Raw genomic sequence first — 14,846 nt, 5'->3', positions numbered from 1 at the left:
CCGTTGATCACGCGATAAATCCCTGAATGACTTGAACGCTGCGTCCTGTCATCGACGCAAAGTTGTCGTATCACGCCTGTAACTTAGTAAATCAGAGCATAGAACAGGCGGCTTGCGTTCAGACGAGCGGTGAAAGCACCTTGCAAATCGTCAATAAGCGGTTGCCAGGAAAGACTTTGCGGCGCAATGATCAAACCAGCGCAAATCGTTGCGAGGGTCTAAATTCAAAGTGTTCATGTTGTTTTTTGAGGGCAGAAAAGGGGCTGCCCATTGCGTGTCTTATTGTGCGAACGTTTCTTTCATTCAAGGGATAAACAGAGCCCGTATGGATGGCTCGATTGCAACCGAGTCAGGTGGAGCGCCCAGGCAAGGGCTTGGGCAGACAGCGACACAAGGGGTGTCGCGGCGCCGACGATTGTTTTGTCGGGCCGAGGGTTCTGTGCAGAAGGAGAAGTTGAATGCCTTACCAACCGAATGACCTCCTGAGCCGTCATTTTCAAGAAAGCGGCTACGACCTCACCAGCAAGGTCGAAGAACAACTCAACCTGGTTTCACCCAACAGCCCCAACATCCCGATTTACCGCGACATGATCCTGACTGTGCTGCGCATGGCTCAGGAAGATCACAACCGCTGGAATGCCAAGATCACCCTGCAAACCCTGCGTGAACTCGAGCACGCTTTCCGTGTGCTGGAGCAGTTCAAGGGACGGCGCAAAGTTACCGTTTTTGGCTCGGCCCGCACGCCGATAGAACACCCGTTATATGGTTTGGCCCGAGAACTGGGCGCCGCCCTGGCGCGCTCGGACCTGATGGTCATCACCGGTGCCGGTGGCGGCATCATGGCGGCGGCCCATGAAGGCGCCGGCCTGGAACACAGCCTGGGATTCAATATCACCCTGCCCTTCGAGCAACATGCCAATCCCACCGTCAACGGCACCACCAACCTGCTGTCCTTCCACTTCTTCTTTACCCGCAAGCTGTTCTTCGTCAAGGAAGCCGATGCGCTGGTCCTGTGCCCAGGCGGTTTCGGTACGCTGGATGAAGCACTGGAGGTGCTGACCCTGATCCAGACCGGCAAAAGCCCGCTGGTGCCCGTGGTGCTACTGGATGCACCAGGCGGCACGTTCTGGCAAGGCGCGCTGGACTTCATTCACCATCAACTGGAGGAAAATCGCTACATCCTGCCGACCGACATGAAGCTGTTGAGCCTGGTCTACAGCGCCGAAGAGGCCGTGGAGCAGATCAACCAGTTCTATAGCAACTTCCACTCCAGCCGCTGGCTCAAACATCAGTTCGTGATTCGCATGAACCACAAGCTCAGCGACCGAGCGCTTGAACACATGCAGGAGGCATTCGCCGACCTGTGCCTGAGCGATCATTTCCATCAGCATGCCTACAGTGGCGAGGAGCACGACGAAGCGCAGTTCAGCCATCTGGTGCGATTGTCCTTCACCTTCAACGCTCGTGATCATGGCCGTTTGCGGGAATTGGTGGATTACATCAACCTGCCGGAAAACTGGGCCCAATCCAAACCCCAGGCGCAACAACGCACACGGGAACCGTCCAAGGTAACGTGATGCAAAAAAACGGCCCGCTATCGAAATAGCGAGCCGTTTCAGTCAATCGTCCATCCCTCGGCCGCTGAACAAGCGGCTGATCATTTCCATGGAATATCCCCGATAACTCAGGAACCTGCCCTGTTTGGCACGTTCCCGGGCATCTATCGGTAAATGCCCGGAAAATTTGCGCCGCCAGGTATCTTCCAGTTGCTCCTGCCAGTCGATACCACTCTCGCGCAAGGCAAGTTCGATGTCAGTACGCTGCAGACCGCGCTGGCTGAGCTCTTCACGAATTCGCAAAGGGCCATAACCGGAGCGGGCACGGTAGGAAACAAAGCTTTCGAGGTAACGGGATTCGGACAACAGGCCCTCTTCCGTCAAGCGGTCGAGTGCTGTGTCGATCATTTCAGGGGGGGCGCCGCGCTGACGCAGTTTACGCGTCAGCTCGACTCGACCGTGCTCGCGTCGCGCGAGCAGGTCCATTGCGGTTCGCCGCACCGCGACGAGTGTATCGAGTACGGCGGTCATCGGATCAATCAGATATCAGCGTCAGCCAGGTCGTCTTCAGTCTCTCTGACTGCCGAAGCCTTGACGTCCGGCGCCGGGGTCAGCAGCTTGTCGCGCAGCTGCTTCTCAAGGGTCGCGGCGATTTCCGGGTTATCTGCCAGGAACTTGGCCGAGTTGGCCTTGCCCTGACCGATCTTGGTGCCGTTGTAGGCATACCAGGCACCGGACTTCTCGACGAAACCGTGCAGAACACCCAGGTCGATCATCTCACCGTTGAGGTAGATGCCCTTGCCGTAAAGAATCTGGAACTCAGCCTGACGGAACGGCGAAGCCACCTTGTTCTTCACGACTTTGACGCGGGTTTCACTACCGACGACTTCATCACCTTCTTTCACCGCGCCAGTACGACGGATGTCCAGACGAACCGAGGCGTAGAACTTCAGCGCGTTACCACCGGTGGTGGTTTCCGGGCTGCCGAACATCACGCCGATTTTCATGCGGATCTGGTTGATGAAGATCACCAGGCAGTTGGCATTCTTGATGTTGCCGGTGATTTTACGCAGCGCCTGGGACATCAGGCGGGCTTGCAGGCCCACGTGCATGTCGCCCATTTCGCCTTCGATTTCAGCCTTCGGCACCAGAGCGGCCACGGAGTCGACGATGATCACGTCTACCGCGTTGGAACGCACCAGCATGTCGGTGATTTCCAGGGCCTGCTCGCCGGTGTCCGGCTGGGAAACCAGCAGGTCGTCGACGTTGACGCCCAGTTTGCCGGCGTACTCAGGGTCGAGGGCGTGTTCGGCATCGACGAATGCGCAGGTCGCGCCGGCTTTTTGAGCCTGGGCGATGACCGACAATGTCAGGGTGGTTTTACCGGAGGATTCAGGACCGTAGATTTCAACGATACGGCCTTTTGGCAGGCCGCCAATGCCGAGCGCGATGTCCAGACCCAGAGAGCCAGTGGAAATGGCCGGGATCGCCTGACGGTCCTGATCGCCCATACGCATTACGGCACCCTTGCCGAATTGACGTTCGATCTGACCCAGGGCCGCAGCCAAGGCTTTCTTCTTGTTGTCGTCCATTAAAGTCCTCACGTAATCAATAAGGCCTGACGGCCAACACCTGTATAAGTAGCCAGTATTATTCCACAGCGTTTCAGGATCGCCTACCCCTGATTTGAGATTTCTCCAGCGGCATGCCGCAGCAGCCCCTCTAGCGCGGCCTTCACCGTTTGTCGGCGGACCTCGTCGCGGTTACCGGCAAAGTGCTGGACCTCGCTGAACACCTGCTCACCGACACCCCAGGCCAGCCACACCGTGCCCACGGGCTTGCTCGGCGAACCGCCGTCCGGCCCGGCCACACCACTGACCGCCACGGCAAACCGCGCCCGGCTTTTTTCCTGTGCACCGCGGACCATGGCCTCGACCACTTCGCGACTGACCGCCCCTACCGTCTCGAACAACTCGGCCGGGACATTCAATTGCTGGGTTTTCTGGCGGTTGGAGTACGTGACATAACCGGCCTCGAACCACGCCGAACTCCCCGGAATACGGGTGATCGCCTCGGCAATCCCGCCCCCGGTGCAGGACTCGGCAGTGGTGACGTGGGCATTGAGAACCTGCAAGCGCCTGCCAAGCTCGGCGGCCAGCTGAGTAATATCTTTCACGGCTCTCTCCTGATCGAGCGGAATGAGCACTACCGTACACGAGCGGATCACGCTTGCAAGGCTCAGGATCGATCAAAATGTTAGCGAGCGAGGGCTCTGACGTAGGCCTGACAGGCCTGCAAGGCAATCAGTCCATTATCGCCTGCGTCGGTGATGGCGATAATTCGTTGAGCATGCGCCGGGTCAAGTCGGGCTCGCGGGGCGCCATGATCCACGCCGCCGGCGCCGGAGGCGGCTGGCACTGCACAGGTTGAGGCAGCGTCATGGGCATCGAGGAGGACTGACAGGCGCACATCAGCAGTGGCAAGACGATCGCGCAGGCGACCTTGATCACGTTCGGCATCGCTAAGCGCTCGATAATGGGTTTGTTCACTGGCCGACAGTCGCTGCTCCAGGGCCAGACGCCTGTTTTGTTCGGCCTGTTGCTCGGTGGCGGTCGCCAAAGTCAGTTGATTAAGGGTCTCGGCGTGCAGCCTGGCCTGTTCCGCCAGTTGCTGGCCATAGCGCCAATCCTGAAACTGCCAGGCCAGCGCCGCCGAACAACCAGCCAGCACCAGCAGACCGATCAATCGCCAACCGTTCAGACCGAGGACTGGCATAGCACCGCCCTCGCCCGCGCCCAGATTTCCAGGCGATCCTGCAACCCGTTCAAACCGCCGTTTATCCGGCGGGTGATGCTGTTGAACTGGTCGCGGTCGGCCAGTTCATTCAGGCCGTTTTGCTCCCAAAACCACGCCGCTGATTCGGCTGCCCACTGAGGTTGCTCCAGCAGTTCAGGCAGAGCCAGCAGACGCTCATCGCCGAACAGGCCGAGACTGCATTGGCGGTAGTTGTTATGCCCGGTGATCTGGATCAGGCCTCGGCCACGGTACTTTTGACCGTCGCCGTCGGGTTCTGGAGTGTTGCCCAAACGGGCGGCCAGGGTGCCGGTGTCGTATTTGCTCAGGTATTGCGTGCTGCCCAGTTCACGTACGTACTGCAATTGCCCCGATTCGTGGCCGACTTGCGCGAGGAAGGCGGCGATGCGCTTCGGGGTGTTGATGTTGCGGTGAGACATGGCGGTGTTGAGGGCGGAAATGAAAACGCCCGCTTGGGAGCGGGCGTTGGGCATAACTTTAAGCAGCAGCCATTTTGTTAGCGGCATAAATTGACCTCTACTTACTTTTGTTTGGTGCGAAAAAGTGAGAGCAACGACTTCGTCGGTTCCTTGGGTTCATAAATCGCCAATATCGGCCACACCACCTCAAAGGGAAAACCGACTTGCTGTTCGATGCGACTCAACATAACGCAATAGCGTTTCCAGTCCAGTAGTGTCGATTGCTCTTGTTGCGTAGCATCGCCTAGGTCGACGGCATATTGTAGTGGAGCAATACGCAACACGGCATCGCGTAAATAATTATCTCGATCCGCCAAAACTATTGCCGCTTCACTGTTACGCTTAGCCGATTCATCAAGCTGCCAACCACCGTCGCCCCATACATGAAATGCACCAGGCCAGACTTGCTCTGTCAGTCCCTCCGGCAGTTCACCCAACTCCACCCACCGTTCACTGGCGCCTGTGTCGACTCGATAAACAGTACCTCTCTTGTCAGGAACCTGAACTACTCCTCCCTCAACCAAAGCCCATACGAAACCAACAGCAGGTGTTTCCAAAACATCAGCAAATGCAATGGAGTTGCTGGGTTGCAATGCACCTAATCCCGGTATGACTGGAAACACTACAGGTCCAATTAACGCCTGAACATCATCAACTAAATAATTAACCATAGCACTCTCAAACAACCTTTATCCGGCCTGGATAGGCGATGTTCAGTGGGCGGGTCTCACTGGAAGAGCGACCACCGATCATTCCCTCAACAACTACCCATCGATTAGTCGAAGCCCCTGCATTCACCCCAATCTCAGCAATGTTTGCATTCATCTGATTACCTGAGTTAAGAGTTACACTGGTTGAGCCTTTGCTTTGATTGAGCAGAGCATGACCGTGCTCCTGCAATGTATCGGTCTCTCTGGAACCTGCGACACGACCAGGATTCACTCCACGACTCTCATCAAGTACACGCAAAAACTCTCCACGCCCTTCTGGCCCTCTAAAGGTGGAAACACCGTCTCCACTGGTCCAGCCGCCTTCATATCCAACGCGCGCAGTCTCCGTTCTTAACATGCCGGACTGTTGAGCATGATCCCATAGCCAGGGCCATTCATTGCGGTAAAGCACGGCCCCGTTCAATGCCCCATATCCTCCAGGGCTGAACAATGTTGTTGTTTCAAAGACCGGTCGTCCAAGCGCCGTGTTATCAAAACGTCCTACAGGCCACCAACTGCCGGAAGCATCACTGCGCAGGTGCCACCAATCACCCGCGCCCATCAGTACCAAAAACGGATAACCCGTAGCACGCAGATGGGTATGAAACTTAATGGTGTCAGTGCCTGAACACTGAACGAGCAAACGGTTACCACTGTTATCCATCCGTCGAATGATGACATCACGAATGCCCAAACTCGTATTGACAGCAGGCAGTGTAAGCGTGGTGGTCCCCGACGCTCCACTCACAAGAACAAGACCCAAGTCTTCAGAGGTTAGTTCTTTTGTCGCCGTAACATTTGTTACCAGCGACAACATTGGACTTGCCTTGGTCATCATTAACTTAATAGCTTTGAGCAACTGAGCATTATCAGCTTCAGAGGGGACTAACCCAACTGAACTGATAACACTCAATATTTCTTGAGTAACACTGTTGCCCCAGACTGAAGGGACCAACGATCCCGGCGTGCCGGCGATGGGATCCTCATCCACAAACCTGCCATTGACCAACCCTATGTTGGGTACGCTTTTTGGATAGTCCACACGTTCATCCTCCCTCGAAATAAAAAATGCCCCTACCAGCGCGGCAGTTGATATGGCGAGGTTCAAAATTGTTTTGAATAAAAAAAGGCCCACTGAGGAGAGGGCCGAGGGAATTGCGCATTGCCACGAGCTTTAATCAGCAACGCTCGCAACGGTTTGACGAATCGCTGCAATCGCTTCTTCGCAGGTATTTCGGGCCAGGTCTATATTGCCTTTGGCCGCCTGCACCTTGATCTGCTCTTTGGTCTTGAGGCGCAGGACGCGCAGCGCCAGCAACGCTTCATGGAATTGTGTTGCCTTAGCCAGGATCTGGTCCGCAGCCTGCTTGGCCGTCCGACCTTTAACGACCCACGCGGACACAGCCAGCGGCACGTCCTTTTTCGGATAGCCCGCGTCCTGAAAGGCTTGGGCGTCAGCGGCCGCCTGAGCGTATTCCATGGCTTTGAATGGATCACCGGCCAGAGCAGTGCGTGCAATGTCTGCGGCGGCATCGACTTTGGCGCACAGGCGTTCGGCTTCCTGCTGTTCCAGCTGAGCAACTTTCGCGGCGTCCAGCAGCCATTTTTCACCGTCCCAGTCATGGGCGGCAGAAGGTTGCGCAGGACGCAGACCGTCTTCGAACTGATGAAGCTCTTGAATAACGTTCATCGGATCAACTCCCAAGACACAAGTACGTTAACCGCCGCCGCAAAGTTGATCGCAATACCGTTTGCATAGTCAGCTTGAGAAAAGGCCTTGAGACCCATACCAAAAAGCAACTCATCACTGCTCGCATTACTGGCGCCGTACGTATGCTCGGCTTGATAAACCTGCCAAAGCGAGCGCAGCTCCGAGTGATCGAAGCTTGCGGTCAGTGAAGAAACCGTCGTGTCGTTAACGACGTTGCTGGTAAAGATGCCAACAGAAGCCCCTGCCGTTCCCCAGCCATCCCAGTTATTGGAATAGTTAACGGTTGGATTCAGATAGCAATAGTTGCCGCCTTGCCATCCGCCCGGCGCAAAGGACACACTGGTAATAGCTGTGGGATGGGGAGTCGGGTTACCCACCACCAGACGTGCTGCACGCGCATGTGGGTCCAGCGGCAGATAAACCACGCCGCTACCATTCACCGTCTGAGTCCATGACAACCGGTTGCGGTTATACATCTGTCGTATTGTTGGCGTCGTACCAGGGGCTCCGGTCGCGATCCAGGCGATGCAAATATCCAGCGGCGTAGACTGAAAGCCTCCACCAGCCCCACCATTGACAGTACCTTTCAATCCTTCGGGAGCAGCGTCATAGATTGTTCCTCGCTGCGTATAGAACGTCAGCGCTCCCCCTATCACTTGCGCTCTCAGGAAGTAGCCCGCGTTAGCCAACAAATCCAGGCTGCTCCAGCCCGTGGTCACAAATGTACGGGAGCGCCCCAACTGCCCGGCCACGACTTCCTGACCGAGACTGATGTACACACCAGCCGGAATCGAAACCTTGCCACCGCCGGTAGAAACAGCGGCCGGGGTCACTGGCAAACGGGCATCGACGGTCGCTACTGTCGGCAATGGCAAGGCCGTTAGGGGCAATGCCAGGTCCTGGTTCCAGCCTTTGGCGGCGACTGTCTGAATCGCTTGCAGCAACTGGTCGCTTTTCGCCTCATCCGGAGTCAATTCCCCAGCCTTGATGACGTTCACAATCTCCTGCGTCACCCCATTCCCCCATTCCGCCGGAATCAACGACCCTGGCGTCCCGGTCAGCGGGTTCTCATCCACAAACTTCCCATTCACCAACCCGGCGCTGGGCACACTTTTCGGATAATCCATCTCTCTATTCCCTAGTCATAATTGATGTGCACCTTGGTATGTGCCGGTGCGCTGCGATGGATCAGGCACTCCAGCGCCGAGCCTGGATTCACGCCGAAACGCTCGCCCCAGTAACTCGCCCCAAAACGCCGGCCCAACAGCAATCGCCCACCGGTATTCAGCGTCCACATGAACTGCGCCTCCCAAGTGCCCCAGTGGGCCGCACCGAAACGCGAGCGGCCCATGCGCGGGGCTTCCAGTTCGGTGATGGTGGCGTTCGGGTAACCCTGGCTTTTGGCGATTTCGAGGTAGTAGCCGACGGCCTGGCTGCCGACCGCGAGCAGGCGGCGGCGTACCGCGAGACGGCGGTCGTCGAATAGCGGCGTGGCGCCCAGGCATGGGTCGGGAAGGTTCATTACCCGCTCCCAATCGGGCACCAGTTCGCTGACCCCAGCCGGGTCCATTTCGTTGAGCAGGTCGGCGGCGCGGGCGTCGAGGCGGGCCAGTTCCTGGGCGACGCCTTCGAGCACTTCTTCGAGCTCAGGAACTTGTTCAGGGTCCCAGGCCGGCCCACTGGGCAGCAGGCTGCGCAGTTGGGCGTGGTATTGCGCGGCGGTTCTTATGCCCCCCATACGCAACCTCCGAATGTCAGCAATTCGCTTTGATTGGCGGGGACATCGGCGACAGGCGAGGTGAGTGAATGGTCGTATTCACCACTGGCGCTGCTGATGGCTTCACGGATGTGACTGATCAACAGTTTCTGGCCGAGGTCGGCTTCACGGTTATGCAGGTCACGTAATTGCGCCTCGACTGCCGCACGGACTGCCGTGGTGTCGGGATTCACGCTGAGGTGATAGACGACCGGTACCTGAACCGGCCGTTGCACATGCACCTCGGCGGTGACCGGGCGCAGCGGCTCGATGTAGGCCTGGACTTCGGCCAGTTGTTCGTCGTTCGGCACCGGTTGCGGGTCGTCGTCACGCATGATGAACAGGCTGACCGTGCCCGGCCCCAACAAACCGCCACGGCACCAGGCGCGGGTCACGCCAGGGCATTCCAGCGCCCAGGTTTCATAGTCCTGAGCCGAACCGCCGTGGGGGATGATGCGGTAGGAGCGAATCACCCGTGCACGCAATGACTCCAGGCTTTCCCGCGCCACACCGCCGTTGAGCCCCGGCGCCAGCACGGTAAAGCTATTGCCGACGATTCCCGCAATCGGTTGCACCGGAATCAACGTCATGCCCGCCTCGGCGTTACCCAGGCTACCGGCCTCGAGCGCGGCGATGGTGGTGGTGTTGAGGCCATTGCTGGTGGTGCGCGCGGCGGTCACTTTGTAGGTGCGACCATCGCTCGATTGCAGCAGGGTGTCGACGTCCAGCACGGCACCGGCGCTGGCGGTAAAGCTGACGCTGCCGCTGGCCGCTTGCGCGGGTTTACGCGGCTGGTTCAGGCGCAGTGCGGCGATCCGTTCCAGGGTCGATTCATCGGCCTTGTCCGGGAGGATCTGCTCGGCGATCCAGTCCAGGTAGCCATACAGGCCATAGGCGGCGCCACCGAGGGTGCGGGCCAGCACTTGTGCATCGGACTGGCGCAGCGAATCGCTGGCCAGGTCGCTTTGGGTGCGCTTGATCAGCACCGGCAGCGAAGGGGTTTCAAACGGCATAGATCACCTGCCAACTGTTATCAGGGTTGATGTCCAGGCGTTCGCCATCAGCCAGGGTCAGGACCGTGCGCAGGTTCAGGCGCTGGGCGTCGAGGCGTTCGCTGATGATGTCGATGGCGCTGCAGTGGCCGTCGTCGATCAGCCATTGCAGGGCTTCACGGGCATAGAACTCGGCGTCCATCTGGGTCTGGCGGGTCAGCTTGACCCGGCGCAACAGCCACAGCCGCGAGCCGATGCGGTCGTCGGCCACCGTAGGAAAGCTGTCGCCCCACCAGCCGAAACGCTCTTCATCGTCGAGGGCATCGTCATCGGCGGCGCGGCGCCAGGTGAACAGGCTGATCAGCACCGAGCGGGTCAGTGCGGCGTGGAGGTTTTGGCTGATCAACATCACTGCCCTCCCGCCGGTACGCCGGTCTGGCCGTTGCCCGCTTGCACTCCGCCATGCACGTGTTTGATCTGGCTGATGCCGCCGGCAACCTGATCGCCGGTGGAGACGATTTTTCCGGTCTGATTGATCACGGGTGTATCGAAGTTCACCGCGCTGCTGGCGCGGATGTTCAGGGTGGCGGTTTCGATGTCGATGATCCGCCCGCGCTTGAAGTGGATCTTGTCGCCTTCGTCGGTATAGATCGCCACTTCGCCAGCAGCCAGGGACTGCAGGCGGTAGCGACGATCGGCGACCACCAGCACGATGGCGTGGGAGCGATCACCGCCCAGAAACGTGGCGACACCTTCGGCGCCGGCCAGTGGGTTGCTGGTGAAACCGTAGGGTTCGAAGTGCTCCATGTCGTCGTTCACTTCGCCGGCGGTGAGGCGCATTTGCAGCGATTGAAGCTTGGTGGCCGAGTTGGCGAGCACGACAGTGCCGCGCGCCAGGAGGCGTGTCAGTAGGCTCATTGGGTTTTCCTTCAGAGAATTGGCCCGGACACGATCAACTGTGGGAGCGGGCTTGCTCGCGAAAGCGGTGGGCCAGTCGACTTCAGTGATGAATGATCAACCGCATTCGCGAGCAAGCCCGCTCCCACAGGGTTCGGTGCAAGGCTCAGGTTTTCTTGGCAGGCTCGGGATTGGCGTCGAAGGTATGCGGCGGTGCGACTTGCAGGGTGGTGATCGAACCTTGCGCCGACAGCGAGTAGGTCACTTTGGAAATCAGCATGTCGTCATCGAACCCCAGCACCGGATCCTTGACCCGCACCAGCGTGTTATGCCGCCACAGATCGCCGTTGGATTGCCGCCAGCCCTGCACTTGATAGGTGGTGGTTCTGGCCTTGCCCACGCGGGTGGCGCTTTCCCAGTTGGCCCGTTGCAAGGCGAGATCGGGATTGATCTGCATGCCTTCGTTGATCACCGTGACCCGCCGACGCTTGTAGCTCAGGTCGGCGGACACCGATTCAACTTCGCTGACTGCCGCCCCGCTCTTCTTGTCCGTGCCCTTGTGCTGGCCGATGACCCGGTATTCGGAGAACACCTGGCTGTAATCCATCGGCGCGTTGGCCGACAGAATATTCTTGCCCAACTCCAGCGCATCGCTGGCCCGGCCCCCACTGCCAGGTCGGGCCAGCACCAGCCGGCCCTGGGCATCATCGGTAGAAAATACCCGGAACAGCGTCAGCAAGCGGTCGATGGATTGAAACACCGTTTCCCCCGGCACGATGGTGTGACTGCTGAGCCGGGCGGTCTCGGGAATTTCGCTGACCACAAAGACCTTGTAGGTGATCGCCAGCGCTTCGACGATGCTCAACAGCGACTGCTCATGCCATTGATTCGGGCGGTTGGTCGCGGCGCAATCCACCAGGTCCTGGGTACAGGAACTGCCTTCGATGTTCAGGCTGATCTGCCGTCCGTCATAACTGATCGGGGCCTTGAACACATACCCGGTCAGCACCAGATCCTGGCCGATGCGCACTTCACAGGCGTCGCCGGGCTGGATCCGTTTGTCCACGGTCTGTCCCGGCCATTGCCAGGTGATGTTGAGTTTGAAGGTGCGGAACTGGCGCTCCAGATCAGCGGTGATCTCCACGCTTTTCCAGCCACCGTATTCCAGGCCGCCGACGGTCAGGGTGACCCGGTTATCCATGTCGCTCATGGCTCACTCCCTGGAGACTTTCACATCGTTCGGCGGCAGGAACAGTGGATGGGCAATACCGTTGCGCTGAGTCACTTCCGTGACCCGCGTGGCATCGGCAAATTGCCGATAGGCCACAACGACGGCAGGCAAGCTCTCTTGAAAAGATTTGCTGACCAGCCGCACGCCGGACGACGCCACGGCTTTTAGGTGCGCATTCAACGCCTGCTTAACATCGTTGATGGCCTGATAGTGCGCGGGGTTGGCCTTGTTCAATGCCAATTGGATCGCTTCGTTCAATTCCCTTTGCAACAGCTGCAAATCGTCGGTGACCGGCACTTCCTGACGAGTGACCGGTTGCACGGTCTGATGATCCAGCGACGGCTGCGACGTCAGTTTCACGGGTGTCGACGCCACCGGCATCGAGGCGACCCATTGCGCCACTTTGACCAGCAATGTGTCCTGCACCAGATCGGCCATGGCTTGAGCCGCGGCCGTGGTGTCCTTGCCGGTGGTGAGCTTCGGCGCATCGGCCTTGCGGATGGCTTCGAGCTGTTGGGACACGTCGGCAATCACGCCACGATAACCCTCCTTCGCGAAGTCCTTGAGCGATTTGATGTCGCCAAGCAATCCCTTGAATTCCGCCGCCACTTCCTTGGGCAGCTCCTTGACCGCTTTGACCAGCTCGGTGATCTGCCGGTACTCCTCGATCAACGGTTTGAGCTGTTCCTTGATCACGTCATACACCCCGGTCAGGCTGTTGCGCAGATTGTTGATACCGATCCGCGCTGCCTGGATCCGGGTCATGACCTCTTCGAATCGCGCCACCGCCGAACCCAGCAAGGTGTCGGCTTTGACCAGCAACACCTTCTGCGTGCTGACCGTAGCCGTCGGAAACGGCAGCGGTTCATCGGGGTAAAACTTCAGCGTGAACGTCACCAGCCCGCCGTCCTGGCGGGTTTGGGTCATGTCGCATTCGCCGACCTTGACTTGTAGCCGCCCCAGCCATGGGTGGACCAGTTCACCACTGCCCAGCTCCAGCGCCTTGAGCAGCTTGTCGCGCTGCTCCAGGCAATCGGGGCCGACGATGAACGCCGTCAGATCATGGATCTTCGCCTGTTGGCCAAGGCTCTCGAAAAACGGCAGGTCCCGCTGCGGATACTCGTGCAACTGGCCCTTTTTACCGACCGGGGTTTTCGCCTGATCGACCCAGAAACCGACACCGCGAAAGGACGCCGGCAACAAACGGTCACGCCAACTCATTGGAGCCTCCCAGGGAAAGTGAGCGGTAGCCGATGCGCGAGTTGAGCGACAGCCCCGGTTGATTGGTTTGCGGTTGATCGGTGCGCAGCCCGGCCGGCGCGTTTTCGAAGCGCACCGTCAGGCCGCCTTCGAGCTGCGTGCGGTTGTTGGCCGCGCTTTGCTGGATCAGGGTGTTGGAGTTTTGGGTCAGAGAACCGGGCTGCATCGACGACTTGAGCGGCAAACTGCCGGGAGTCGCCAGCGCGTTTGAGGTTGGCTCGGAAGCGGCATTGATGAACGCCGCCGCCGGCGCAAACTCACCCTTGCCTTCAGCATTGGTTTTCTTTTGCACCTCGGTGAAGCTTTCGACCTTGCCGGTAATTTTGGCGATAAAGCCGCCAAAGCTACCGCCCAGCATTTCCTGGATCGGCGCCAGAATGGCCCGGAGCTTTTCCGCTTTTTCACTGAAAAACTGAACCACAGATGCCCATGTTTCGCTCAGTGCATCCAAGGGCGACCAAGTGAATAGCCCGCTGAGGTAGGAAAAGAACGCCTGCGCTCCAAGCTTGATCGACTCCCAGTAGCCCGAGAAAATGACAGGCACCTGATCCCAAGCCGCGGCAATGGCGTCCAGCGGCACCCAGTCGAACAGGCTGCGCAGTTTCTCCTTTACCGGCACGGTCAGTGCCACGAGCAGATCCCAGATCGCCGCAAACAAACCGACAACGGCCCCCCAGTTGTTCAGGATCATTCCGTAGGGCGTCCAGGCAAACCACGCTTTAAGGAAATCGAATCCCGCACTCACGACTGCTTTTACTTGATCAAAAATTGCCGAGAAAACGCCGCTGATCGGCGCCCAATAACCGACAACCTTTTGCCAGAGCCCGGCGAAAAACGTCGAAATCGGTTCCCAGTTGGCAATGATCAAACCAGCCGCCAGGGCGATACCCATGGCCATCAGCATGATCGGATTGGTCTTGAGCACCATGCTCATCAGATCGAACACTTGCGTCGCGCCAGTCACGGCCGTTTGCATTGCCGAAAATGCGATGGCACCTGCCGCCAGCCCTTCGACCAATTTCGGGTTGTCATCGAGCAGGCTGCCAAATCCAGCCAACAACGGTTGAAGACCTGCCGTTACGGTCGCGACAGCAGGCTGCAAGGCCGTGTTGGCCGCGATCGATACCTGCTCCATCGAGCGACTGAACACATTCATGTTTTGCGTAGCGCTTGCCGGCGCCTTCGGTAAATCAACGCCTTCGGCCGATTCGCTGACCTCGGTCAATTTGCCCTTGAACGCGTCGGACGCCTTGATCGCATCCATGAACGGCGTGATCACGCTACCGCCCTTGAACAAGCCGCTGATGTCCAGTTTGCCGAGGCCAGTCTGCTCCAGATTTTTCTTGAAGCCCTCGACTTTTGCCCGAAGGGCACCGAGCTTGGGCGACAGTTCATCGATGCCCGTGAGCAGCACCGAGGTTTTCTCTTTCGTTTCTGTGTCTGCCATCACTGCACCTGCTG

Annotated in this window: 17 protein-coding genes; 1 reads left to right on the top strand and 16 read right to left on the bottom strand. The window is 58.6% G+C overall.

The genetic code is table 11. The annotated features are described in order from the left end of the window. Window positions 1-458 precede the first annotated feature (458 nt). Window positions 459-1,577, top strand: a complete 1,119-nt coding sequence (locus PSH64_RS05915) for a TIGR00730 family Rossman fold protein (RefSeq protein ID WP_105340323.1) — start codon at window positions 459-461, stop codon at window positions 1,575-1,577. A gap of 42 nt (window positions 1,578-1,619) precedes the next feature. On the opposite strand, the gene recX is transcribed toward PSH64_RS05915, so the two are convergent. The 16 genes from recX to PSH64_RS05835 all read right to left on the bottom strand — a co-directional run bounded on the left by recX (window position 1,620) and on the right by PSH64_RS05835 (window position 14,832). Then, entirely contained in the window at window positions 1,620-2,087 is a 468-nt protein-coding gene (gene recX / locus PSH64_RS05910; protein WP_026286484.1) for a recombination regulator RecX, read from the bottom strand. An 8-nt stretch (window positions 2,088-2,095) separates the two neighbouring features. Then, window positions 2,096-3,148, bottom strand: coding sequence for a recombinase RecA (recA, locus tag PSH64_RS05905; RefSeq protein ID WP_007940559.1), 1,053 nt, complete (start codon window positions 3,146-3,148; stop codon window positions 2,096-2,098). A gap of 83 nt (window positions 3,149-3,231) precedes the next feature. Next, complete coding sequence (locus PSH64_RS05900; protein WP_105340322.1) at window positions 3,232-3,732, bottom strand: CinA family protein; 501 nt, start codon at window positions 3,730-3,732, stop codon at window positions 3,232-3,234. 80 nt (window positions 3,733-3,812) lie between these two features. Beyond that, on the bottom strand, window positions 3,813-4,331 hold the full coding sequence (locus PSH64_RS05895; protein ID WP_305480225.1) for a lysis system i-spanin subunit Rz: 519 nt from the start codon (window positions 4,329-4,331) through the stop codon (window positions 3,813-3,815). Beyond that, window positions 4,313-4,876: a glycoside hydrolase family 19 protein gene (locus PSH64_RS05890; protein WP_305480223.1), complete on the bottom strand. Its 564-nt coding sequence runs from the start codon at window positions 4,874-4,876 to the stop codon at window positions 4,313-4,315. The genes PSH64_RS05895 and PSH64_RS05890 overlap by 19 nt, the downstream gene beginning before the upstream one ends. Before the next feature lie 14 nt (window positions 4,877-4,890). Next, window positions 4,891-5,499, bottom strand: a complete 609-nt coding sequence (locus tag PSH64_RS05885; RefSeq protein WP_305480222.1) for a tail fiber assembly protein — start codon at window positions 5,497-5,499, stop codon at window positions 4,891-4,893. A gap of 7 nt (window positions 5,500-5,506) precedes the next feature. After that, window positions 5,507-6,580, bottom strand: coding sequence for a phage tail protein (locus PSH64_RS05880; RefSeq protein WP_305480220.1), 1,074 nt, complete (start codon window positions 6,578-6,580; stop codon window positions 5,507-5,509). A 132-nt stretch (window positions 6,581-6,712) separates the two neighbouring features. Further along, entirely contained in the window at window positions 6,713-7,228 is a 516-nt protein-coding gene (locus PSH64_RS05875; RefSeq protein WP_305480219.1) for a phage tail protein, read from the bottom strand. Beyond that, complete coding sequence (locus tag PSH64_RS05870; RefSeq protein ID WP_105340314.1) at window positions 7,225-8,376, bottom strand: phage tail protein; 1,152 nt, start codon at window positions 8,374-8,376, stop codon at window positions 7,225-7,227. Before PSH64_RS05870 ends, PSH64_RS05875 begins: the two co-directional genes overlap by 4 nt. 11 nt (window positions 8,377-8,387) lie before the next feature. Beyond that, entirely contained in the window at window positions 8,388-8,987 is a 600-nt protein-coding gene (locus PSH64_RS05865) for a YmfQ family protein (RefSeq protein ID WP_105340313.1), read from the bottom strand. Then, complete coding sequence (locus PSH64_RS05860; RefSeq protein WP_305480217.1) at window positions 8,975-10,018, bottom strand: baseplate J/gp47 family protein; 1,044 nt, start codon at window positions 10,016-10,018, stop codon at window positions 8,975-8,977. The genes PSH64_RS05865 and PSH64_RS05860 overlap by 13 nt, the downstream gene beginning before the upstream one ends. After that, the gene (locus tag PSH64_RS05855; protein ID WP_018926967.1) at window positions 10,008-10,406 is read right to left on the bottom strand and encodes a phage GP46 family protein; all 399 of its coding nucleotides are present in this window, start codon (window positions 10,404-10,406) and stop codon (window positions 10,008-10,010) included. Before PSH64_RS05855 ends, PSH64_RS05860 begins: the two co-directional genes overlap by 11 nt. Continuing rightward, window positions 10,406-10,915, bottom strand: coding sequence for a phage baseplate assembly protein V (locus PSH64_RS05850; RefSeq protein WP_105340311.1), 510 nt, complete (start codon window positions 10,913-10,915; stop codon window positions 10,406-10,408). The genes PSH64_RS05855 and PSH64_RS05850 overlap by 1 nt, the downstream gene beginning before the upstream one ends. A gap of 145 nt (window positions 10,916-11,060) precedes the next feature. Then, the gene (locus PSH64_RS05845; protein ID WP_305480214.1) at window positions 11,061-12,104 is read right to left on the bottom strand and encodes a phage baseplate assembly protein; all 1,044 of its coding nucleotides are present in this window, start codon (window positions 12,102-12,104) and stop codon (window positions 11,061-11,063) included. Between the two features lie 3 nt (window positions 12,105-12,107). Beyond that, window positions 12,108-13,346, bottom strand: a complete 1,239-nt coding sequence (locus PSH64_RS05840) for a DNA circularization protein (RefSeq protein ID WP_305480213.1) — start codon at window positions 13,344-13,346, stop codon at window positions 12,108-12,110. After that, window positions 13,333-14,832 (bottom strand): phage tail protein, encoded by a 1,500-nt coding sequence (locus PSH64_RS05835; protein WP_305480211.1) that lies wholly within the window; start codon window positions 14,830-14,832, stop codon window positions 13,333-13,335. The genes PSH64_RS05840 and PSH64_RS05835 overlap by 14 nt, the downstream gene beginning before the upstream one ends. Window positions 14,833-14,846: the final 14 nt, after the last annotated feature.

Source organism: Pseudomonas sp. FP1742 (assembly GCF_030687145.1).
GTDB classification, from domain to species: domain Bacteria; phylum Pseudomonadota; class Gammaproteobacteria; order Pseudomonadales; family Pseudomonadaceae; genus Aquipseudomonas; species Aquipseudomonas frederiksbergensis_D.
This window is presented reverse-complemented; position numbering and strand designations above follow the sequence as displayed.

Bases quoted from the DNA above. Each gene is read 5' to 3' on its own strand.
- PSH64_RS05860 (WP_305480217.1), bottom strand. From the start codon at position 10,018: ATGCCGTTTGAAACCCCTTCGCTGCCGGTGCTGATCAAGCGCACCCAA.
- PSH64_RS05850 (WP_105340311.1), bottom strand. From the start codon at position 10,915: ATGAGCCTACTGACACGCCTCCTGGCGCGCGGCACTGTCGTGCTCGCC.
- PSH64_RS05875 (WP_305480219.1), bottom strand. From the start codon at position 7,228: ATGAACGTTATTCAAGAGCTTCATCAGTTCGAAGACGGTCTGCGTCCT.
- PSH64_RS05840 (WP_305480213.1), bottom strand. From the start codon at position 13,346: ATGAGTTGGCGTGACCGTTTGTTGCCGGCGTCCTTTCGCGGTGTCGGT.
- PSH64_RS05885 (WP_305480222.1), bottom strand. From the start codon at position 5,499: ATGGTTAATTATTTAGTTGATGATGTTCAGGCGTTAATTGGACCTGTA.
- PSH64_RS05890 (WP_305480223.1), bottom strand. From the start codon at position 4,876: ATGCCGCTAACAAAATGGCTGCTGCTTAAAGTTATGCCCAACGCCCGC.
- PSH64_RS05870 (WP_105340314.1), bottom strand. From the start codon at position 8,376: ATGGATTATCCGAAAAGTGTGCCCAGCGCCGGGTTGGTGAATGGGAAG.
- recA (WP_007940559.1), bottom strand. From the start codon at position 3,148: ATGGACGACAACAAGAAGAAAGCCTTGGCTGCGGCCCTGGGTCAGATC.
- PSH64_RS05835 (WP_305480211.1), bottom strand. From the start codon at position 14,832: ATGGCAGACACAGAAACGAAAGAGAAAACCTCGGTGCTGCTCACGGGC.
- PSH64_RS05895 (WP_305480225.1), bottom strand. From the start codon at position 4,331: ATGCCAGTCCTCGGTCTGAACGGTTGGCGATTGATCGGTCTGCTGGTG.
- PSH64_RS05915 (WP_105340323.1), top strand. From the start codon at position 459: ATGCCTTACCAACCGAATGACCTCCTGAGCCGTCATTTTCAAGAAAGC.
- PSH64_RS05855 (WP_018926967.1), bottom strand. From the start codon at position 10,406: ATGTTGATCAGCCAAAACCTCCACGCCGCACTGACCCGCTCGGTGCTG.
- PSH64_RS05865 (WP_105340313.1), bottom strand. From the start codon at position 8,987: ATGGGGGGCATAAGAACCGCCGCGCAATACCACGCCCAACTGCGCAGC.
- PSH64_RS05845 (WP_305480214.1), bottom strand. From the start codon at position 12,104: ATGAGCGACATGGATAACCGGGTCACCCTGACCGTCGGCGGCCTGGAA.
- recX (WP_026286484.1), bottom strand. From the start codon at position 2,087: ATGACCGCCGTACTCGATACACTCGTCGCGGTGCGGCGAACCGCAATG.